Below are 8252 nucleotides of genomic sequence, written 5' to 3'. Positions count from 1 at the left end.
GCTGGAGTCGATGATCCCCGGCTTCGCCCCGTCGTTCACCGCGGACAACTACCTGGTGATGCTCGCGGCGGCGGAGGCCGGCCTGGGCGCGATGGTCATGGCGCGCATGGCGCACCGCTTCACCCGCCCCACGCAGCTGGTGCCGCTGGAGATGGACCTGGGCCCCTTCTCCCGGAGCCAGACGCACCTCGTGTGCGCGAGGTCCGCGCTGGATATTCCCCGCGTGCGGCGCGTGTCGGAGCTGCTTCTGGAGGAGTTCCAACGGATTCGCGTGGGTCGATGAAAACCCCCAACGGCCGGCAGCCCGCGTATTGTCCCCGCCATGCAATCCGTCCGTCCCGCCGCCGCATCCTACGTCCTCATCGACGCCGAGAACGTCGACTGGGCCGTCTCCAACATCGTCGGGCGCAAGCCCGAGCCCCAGGACCGGGTGCAGTTCGACCGGCTCGTCGCCTTCTGTGAGACCTACTTCCCCAAGCCCGTGCGCTGCGTGGTGGTGCTCAACGCACGCGGGGAGCAGCTGCCGGACGCGATGATTGGCTTCGTGCGCGCGCTGAAGTCCGCGGGCTGTGAGGTCGCGCTGCTGCACGGCCGGACGGATCAGAAGGTCGTGGACCTGGGCATCCTCAAGCTGCTGGAGAACATCCGCACCCAGCGCCCGGGAGCGGCGGTGGGCCTGGCCAGCCACGACGGCGCGGACTTCGCGGAGGCGCTCAAGCCCCTGCTGGAGGAGAAGCGCCAGGTCGCCGTGCTCGGCCTGCGCGAGTACGTGAGCCAGCGCTTCCGCGAACTCACCCCGCTGGGCCTGAAGGTCGTGGACCTGGAGCTCAACGCGCGCGTCTTCCAGCGTCCCCTGCCCCGGCTCCTGCCGGTCAACGTGGACGAGTTCGATCCCACGCTGTTCGTCTAGTCGCGGTTCCCACTCCGGAGTCCGTCCATGTCATCCGAGTCCGTCCCCCGACGCGGTGCCGCCTCCGCTTCGCTGCATGCCCTGCTGGAAGCGGAGTGGCAGTACTCCCTCCAGCAGTACCCCACCTATGCGTCGCTGTTGGGGGACCGGCGCTGGAATGACAAGTGGGACGACCTGAGCCTCGCCGCACTGGAGGCGGATCACCGGCACAGCCACGACGTGCTGCGCCGGCTTCAGGACGTGGACCGCGCCGCGCTGGACAGCGACGCGGACCGGCTGCACCTGGACCTCTTCCGCCGGATGCACGAGACGTGGCTGGAAGAGTACGGGGTGAAGGCGCACCTCCTGCCCCTCAACCAGATGGGCGGCCTGCCGGAGGGGCTCAAGCAGCCGCCGGGTCTCCAGACGGCGTACCAGCTGGCGGACACCCTGCGCTTCGAGACGGTGCGGGACTACGAGGACTGGGTGAAGCGGCTGGAGGGCTTCGGCGCCTACGCGGATCAGGTGGTGGCGCTGATGCGCGAGGGCATGCGCCAGCACCGCATCCACCCGCGCATCGTGCTCCAGCGCATCCCGCCGCAGCTGGAGCGGCAGGTGGTGAAGGACCCGACGCAGAGCGGCTTCTACGGCCCCTTCACCCGCATGCCCGGGGACATCCCGGAGGAGGACACGCGGAGGCTTCAGCAGGCGGGCCGTGACGCCATCGCGAACACCGTGGTGCCCGCGCTCAAGCGCGCCCTGGACTTCGTCACCACGGAGTACCTGCCCGCCGCGCCGGAGACCGTGGGCGTGTGGCAGTTCCCGGACGGCGAGGCGATGTACACGGTGCTCGCGCGCCGGCACACGACGACGCGGCTGACGCCCGAGGAAATCCACGCGATGGGGCTCGCGGAGGTCCAGCGGCTGCGCGCGGAGCTGGACGGGGTGATGGCCCGCACGGGCTTCACCGGCACGCGGCAGGCCTTCTTCGAGAAGCTGCGCACCGAAGCGCGCTTCTACGAGCCCACGGGTGAGTCGCTGCTCGCGCGCTACCGGGCGCTGGCGAAGCGCATCGACCCGCTGCTCACGCGGCTGTTCCGCACGATGCCGAAGAAGCCCTACGTCGTCGAACCCATCCCGGAGGCCATGGCCCCGGACGTGACGACGGGGTTCTACTTCCCGGCCTCCGCGGACGGCTCGCGCCCGGGCACCTTCCAGGTGAACCTCTACCGGCCGGAGACGCGGCCCGTCTGGGAGATGGTGCCCCTGACGCTGCACGAGGCCGTGCCCGGCCACCACTTCCAGGTGTCCCTGGCCTCCGAGCAGACCGACGTGCCGGACTTCCGCCGCTTCACGTCCTACGTGGCCTTCGACGAGGGCTGGGCGCTCTACGCCGAGTCGCTAGGCGACGAGTTGGGCCTGTACGACGACCCGCACGACAAGTTCGGTCAGCTGGCCTACGAGATGTGGCGCGCGGTGCGGCTGGTGGTGGACACCGGCCTGCACGCGAAGCAGTGGACGCGGAAGCAGGCGCTGGACTTCTTCATGGAGAACGCGCCGCGCCAGGAGCTGGACATCACCAACGAGGTGGACCGCTACATCGCGTGGCCGGGCCAGGCGCTGGCGTACAAGGTCGGCCAACTGCGGATCCGCGCCCTGCGCGACCGGGCGGAGGCCAGGCTGGGCAAGCGCTTCGACGTGAAGGCCTTCCACGATGAGGTCCTCCTGACGGGCTCGCTGCCGCTGGACGTGCTGGAGGCGAAGATCGACGCGTGGGTGGCGCGGGAGTCCGCGTGAAGCGTCCGCTCGTCGCAGGGCTGCTGCTGGGCGGCGTGGCCCTGCTGGCGATGGCGGCCTGGGTCGCGGTGCGCAGCGCGCGCTACATCTCCCAGGAGGTGCACCCGCCCCGGCAGCCCGTGGGGAGTCCTCCGGGAGAAGCGGAGCTCGCTGGCCTGCGCGACGCGGCGTTCCAGACCGCCGACGGCCTCCAGCTCAAGGGCTGGTACCTGCCGCCGCGCGACGGGGCGCTCGTCGTCCTGGTCCATGGCCTGTCAGGCAACCGCACGCAGCTTTTGCCCGAGGCCCGGTTCCTGGCGCGGGCCGGCTACGGGCTGGTGCTCTTCGACCTGGGCGCCCATGGCGAGAGCGACGGAGCGGTGTCCACCTATGGGGACCGCGAGTCGGCCCAGGTGAGGGCGGCGGTGGACTTCGCCACGCGCCAGCCGGAGGTGGATGCGAAGCGCATTGGCGCGCTCGGGTTCTCGCTGGGGGGCTACTCGGTGCTGAAGGCCGCCGCGGAGGACCCGCGCCTCAAGGCCGTGGTGGTGGAGGCCGCCGCCGTCGCTCCCGCGCAGGCGCTCCAGGATGAGCTGGGACACTGGGGCCCCCTGGGCCTGTGGCCGGCGCTGGGGGTGATGAAGCGCGCGGGCGTGGACGTGAACGCCGTGCGACCCGCGCGGGACATGGCCGCGCTGACGGGCCGCCCCGTCCTGCTGGTGGCCGGCGCGATGGACCCCTGGGTCCCGGACGCCGCGCTGGAGGACCTCCTGCGCCAGGGTCAAGGCCCCTGGGAGAAGTGGCGCGTCCCGGGAGCGGGGCACGAGAACTACCTCCAGGCCTCGCCGGAAGAATATCCACGCAGGGTGTTGGCGTTCTTTTCGCGCTTTCTCTGAATGCGAAGGCTGGGGAGCGGCCAAGGGGCCATCCGGCTGTAAGGAATCTGCCCGGGCGCGATCATTCCTTTCCAGGCATGGCATGCTGCGGCACCGCATTGGCTCGTCTTTCCCATCCTCTTCTATTTCAAACGTGCAGAACCAGAAGGTCGGATGGCCCTGGGGGATATGTCCGTGGATGCTGCGCTCATGCAGACAGTGGTGGCGCGTTTCACCGCGCAAGCGTCCCGGACGCCTGACGCGGAGGCGGTCCGGTTCGAGGGCGAGGGGCTGACGTACGCGGCGCTGGACCGCCGCTCCAACCAGCTCGCCCACCACCTGCGGAGCCTGGGCGTCACCACGGACGTGCTCGTCGGCGTGTGCCTGGAGCGCTCGGTGGAGATGGTGGTGGCGGTGCTGGCCGTGCTCAAGGCGGGCGGCGCGTATCTGCCATTGGACCCGGCCTATCCCGCGCCGCGTCTGGCTTTCATGCTGGAGGACGCGAAGGCGCCGGTGCTGCTCACCCAGGCGAAGCTGCGCGCGGGCCTGCCTGCCTTCGCGGGTCCGGTGCTGTGTCTGGATGAATCCCCTGCCCTCTTCGCCTCCGACGCCCCGGCCTCTCCGGTGGACGCGTCGAGCCTGGAGGGGCTGGCCTACGCCATCTACACGTCGGGCTCCACCGGCACGCCCAAGGGCGTGGCCATGGGACACCGGCCGCTCGCCAACCTCATCGCGTGGCAGCTGGGCCAGTCCATCGCAGGGCCGGGCACGCGCACGCTGCAGTTCTCCCCGCTGTCCTTCGACGTGTCGTTCCAGGAGCTGTTCGGCACCTGGTGCTCCGGCGGGACGCTGGTGCTGGTGCGGGACGCGCTGCGGCTGGACGCCGTGCTGCTGTTGCAGCTCTTGGCGGAGGAGCGCGTGGAGCGGCTGTTCCTGCCCTTCATCGCGCTGCAGAACCTGGCGGAGATCGCCACCTCGCACCAGAAGGTGCCGCCGTCCCTGCGGGAGGTCGTCACCGCGGGCGAGCAGCTCCAGGTGTCGCACCACCTGCGCGCGTTCTTCTCCGCGCTGCCGGGCTGCGCGCTGCACAACCACTATGGCCCGTCGGAGACGCACGTCGTCTCCAGCTACGTGCTCCGGGGCTCCCCGGACGCGTGGCCCGCGCTGCCACCCATCGGCAAGGCGCTGGACGGCTGCGAGCTGCTGGTGCTGGACGAGCAGAAGAAGCCCGTGCCGCACGGCGAGTCCGGTGAGCTGTACCTCGCGGGCGTGTGCCTGGCGCGTGGCTACCTGCACCGCGAGGCGCTGACGGCGGAGCGCTTCGTGCCGCACCCGCTCAAGCCCGGCACCGGCGAGCGCGCGTACAAGACGGGCGACCTGGCGCGTGTGCTGCCAGACGGCAACGTGGAGTTCCTGGGCCGTATCGACGGCCAGGTGAAGGTGCGCGGCTACCGCATCGAGCTGGGAGAGATTGAAGTCGCGCTCGGCAGCCACCCGGCGGTGAAGCAGGTGGCGGTGGTGGCGCGCGAGGACGTGCCCGGCGACAAGCGGCTGGTCGCCTACGTCGTCCCGGACGGCACGCTGGAGCACGCGGCCGGGACGCTGCGGCGCCACCTGTCCACGCGGGTGCCGGACTACATGGTGCCCTCCGCGTTCGTCCTGCTGGAGGCCCTGCCGCGCACACCCAGCGGCAAGATTGACCGCCGCGCCCTGCCCGCCCCGCTGCCCACGCGGCCGGAGTTGCAGCAGGCCTTCGTCGCGCCGCGCTCGCCGCTGGAGCGCACGCTCGCGGAGGCGTGGGCGCAGCTGCTGCGCATCGACCGGGTGGGCGTGCACGACAGCTTCTTCGAGCTGGGCGGCAACTCGCTGCTCGCGCTCCAGTGCGTGGCGCGGCTACGGCAGGCGCACGGGCTGGAGATCCCCATCGTCCAGTTGTTCCAGTCCCCCACGGTGGCGCAGCTGGCGGCGGTGCTGAGCGGGGATGCGTCGCGCCCGTCGCTCAAGCAGCTGGCGGAGGCGCGGCAGGCGAAGCGCCGGCAGGCTTCGGGCGGCGCGGAGCCGGTGGCCATCATCGGCATGGCGGGCCGCTTCCCGGGCGCGCCCGACGTGGAGACGTTCTGGAAGAACCTGGTGGGCGGCGTGGAGTCCGTCACCACCTTCACGCGCGAGGAGGTGGATCCGTCAGTGTCCGCCGCCGAGCGCGACGCCCCCGAGTACGTGCGGGCGCGCGGCATCCTGGACGGCGTGGAGCTGTTCGACGCGGCCTTCTTCGGCATCACGCCGAAGGAGGCGCAGGTGATGGATCCGCAGCAGCGCCTGTTCCTGGAGACGGCCTGGGAGGCGCTGGAGTCCGCCGGCTGCGTGCCGGAGACGTACCCCGGCCTCATCGGCGTCTTCGCGGGCACGCACAACAACAGCTACGGGCCGCTGCACGTGCTGCCCCGGCAGGACATCGTGGGCCGGGTGGGCGCCTTCCAGGCAATGGTGGCCAACGAGAAGGACTACGTGGCGACCCGCGTCGCGCACAAGCTGGACCTGCGCGGGCCCGCGCTGTCGCTCAACACCGCGTGCTCCACGTCGCTGGTCGCGGTGGCGCAGGCGTTCTGGGCGCTCCAGACGCACCAGTGCGACGTGGCGCTGGCGGGCGGCGCGTCCGTGACGGTGCCCCAGAAGTCCGGACACCTGTACCAGGAGGGCGGCATGCTCTCCCAGGACGGGCACTGCCGGCCCTTCGACGCGAACGCCACCGGCACCCTCTTCAGCGACGGCGTGGGCGCGGTGGTGCTCAAGCGCCTGTCGGACGCGCAGGCGGACGGTGACGTCATCCACGCGGTGCTGCGCGGCGTGGGCATCAACAACGACGGCGCGGCCAAGGTGAGCTTCGCGGCGCCGGGCGTGGAGGGCCAGGCCACCGCCATCGCGACGGCGCACGCGAACGCGGGCATCGACCCGCGCACCCTCCGCTACGTGGAGGCGCACGGCACGGCGACGCCGCTGGGTGACCCCATCGAGGTGGAGGCGCTGTCGCAGGCGTTCCGCGCGCACACCGCGGACACGGGCTTCTGCGCCATCGGTTCGGTGAAGAGCAACTTCGGCCACCTCACCGCCGCGGCGGGCGTGGCGGGCCTGCTCAAGACGGTGCTCGCGCTGAAGCACCGCGAGCTGCCGCCGACGCTGCACTTCCAGACGCCCAACCCGAAGATCGACTTCCCGCGCAGCCCCTTCTTCGTCCAGACGAAGCGCTCCGCGTGGCCGGAGGGCACGGGCCCCCTGCGCGCGGGCGTGAGCTCGTTCGGCGTGGGCGGCACCAACGCGCACGTCGTGGTGGAGGAGGCACCGGAGCGTCCGGCCTCCGGTCCTTCGAAGCCGCGCCAGCTGCTGACGCTGTCGGCGAAGACGCCCGCGGCGCTGACGCAGGCGGCGCAGCGGCTGGCCGCGCACCTCCAGGCGCATCCGGAGGAATCGCTCGCGGACGTGGCGCACACGCTGGCCACGGGGCGCAAGGCGTTCCCGTTCCGGCGCGCCGTGGTGGCGGGCTCGCATGAGGAGGCCGTGCGGGCGCTGACCGCGGCGGAACCGGAGGCTTCCGGCCTGGAGTCCACGCCGCCGGTCGCGTTCCTCTTCCCGGGTCAGGGTTCGCAGCATCCGGACATGGCGCACGGGCTGTACCGCCACGCGCCGGCCTTCCGCGCCACGGTGGATGCGTGCGCGGAGGTGCTCAAGCCACTGCTCGGGCGCGACCTGCGCGAGGTGCTCTTCCCGAAGGCCCCGGAGTCGCCCGAGGCCGCGGAGGCGCTGCGCCAGACGTCGTTCGCGCAGGCGGCCCTGTTCACCGTGGAGTACGCGCTCGCGCAGCTCTGGTGGAGCTGGGGCGTGCGGCCGGACGCGCTCGTGGGCCACAGCGTGGGCGAGTTCGTCGCCGCGTGCCTCGCGGGCGTCTTCACGCTGGAGGACGCGCTGCACCTGGTGGCGAAGCGCGGCCTGCTCATGCAGGCGCAGGCGCCGGGCAGCATGCTGTCGGTGCGCCTGGCCGCGGAGGCGGTGGCGCCCCGTCTGACGGACGGGCTGGCCATCGCGTCGGACAACGGTCCGCGCCTGTGCGTGGTGTCCGGGCCCACGCAGGCCGTGCAGCGCTTCCAGGCCGCGCTGGAGGCGGAGGGCACCGCGTGCCGGCTGCTCCAGACATCGCACGCGTTCCACTCGCCGATGATGGACGCCGCGGTGGCGCCGTTCCTGGAGACGGTGAAGGGAATGCGCCTGTCCGAGCCGCGCATCCCCATCGTCTCCACGGCGACGGGCACGTGGCTGAAGGGCTCCGAGGCGACGTCACCTGAGTACTGGGCGCGGCACCTGCGCGACACGGTGCGCTTCTCGCCCGCGCTGCGCACGCTCTGGGACAAGGGCGACCACTTGATGCTGGAGGTGGGCCCGCGCGTGACGCTCGCCACGCTGGCGCGGCAGCAGGCCACGGCCGACCAGCGCTCGCGGGTGTTCGCGTCCCTGGGCGAGTCCAGCGGTGACGCCGCGGACTGGAGCGCCCTCCTGAACGCCGCGGGCCAGCTCTGGCGCCGGGGCGTGGCCCTGGACTGGCGGGCCTTCCACGCCGACGAGCAGCGCCAGCGCGTCACCCTTCCTACGTATCCCTTCCAGCGGCAGCGCCACTGGATCGACCTCGAGCGGGCGTCCGTGCCCGCCCCCACACCCTCCACCGG

At 71.9% G+C, this 8252-nt stretch carries 5 protein-coding genes; all 5 read left to right on the top strand.

Annotation, left to right across the window (positions count from 1 at the left end; translation table 11 throughout):
- Positions 1 to 283, top strand: a 283-nt coding sequence (locus tag D7W79_RS34605; protein WP_244222135.1) for a LysR substrate-binding domain-containing protein, incomplete at its 5' end; no start/stop codon positions are given.
- Between the two features lie 39 nt (positions 284 to 322).
- Positions 323 to 910: an NYN domain-containing protein gene (locus D7W79_RS34600; protein ID WP_120529598.1), complete on the top strand. Its 588-nt coding sequence runs from the start codon at positions 323 to 325 to the stop codon at positions 908 to 910.
- Positions 911 to 937: 27 nt separating this feature from the next.
- Entirely contained in the window at positions 938 to 2686 is a 1749-nt protein-coding gene (locus D7W79_RS34595) for a DUF885 domain-containing protein (protein WP_120529597.1), read from the top strand.
- The gene (locus D7W79_RS34590) at positions 2683 to 3561 is read left to right on the top strand and encodes an alpha/beta hydrolase (RefSeq protein WP_147442193.1); all 879 of its coding nucleotides are present in this window, start codon (positions 2683 to 2685) and stop codon (positions 3559 to 3561) included. The genes D7W79_RS34595 and D7W79_RS34590 overlap by 4 nt, the downstream gene beginning before the upstream one ends.
- 153 nt (positions 3562 to 3714) lie before the next feature.
- Positions 3715 to 8252 (top strand): hybrid non-ribosomal peptide synthetase/type I polyketide synthase (locus D7W79_RS34585; RefSeq protein ID WP_147442192.1); only part of this gene is annotated, 4538 nt, incomplete at its 3' end.

The organism is Corallococcus exercitus (assembly GCF_003611585.1).
Classification (GTDB): domain Bacteria; phylum Myxococcota; class Myxococcia; order Myxococcales; family Myxococcaceae; genus Corallococcus; species Corallococcus exercitus.
This window is presented reverse-complemented; position numbering and strand designations above follow the sequence as displayed.

Bases quoted from the DNA above. Each gene is read 5' to 3' on its own strand.
- D7W79_RS34595 (WP_120529597.1), top strand. From the start codon at position 938: ATGTCATCCGAGTCCGTCCCCCGACGCGGTGCCGCCTCCGCTTCGCTG.
- D7W79_RS34600 (WP_120529598.1), top strand. From the start codon at position 323: ATGCAATCCGTCCGTCCCGCCGCCGCATCCTACGTCCTCATCGACGCC.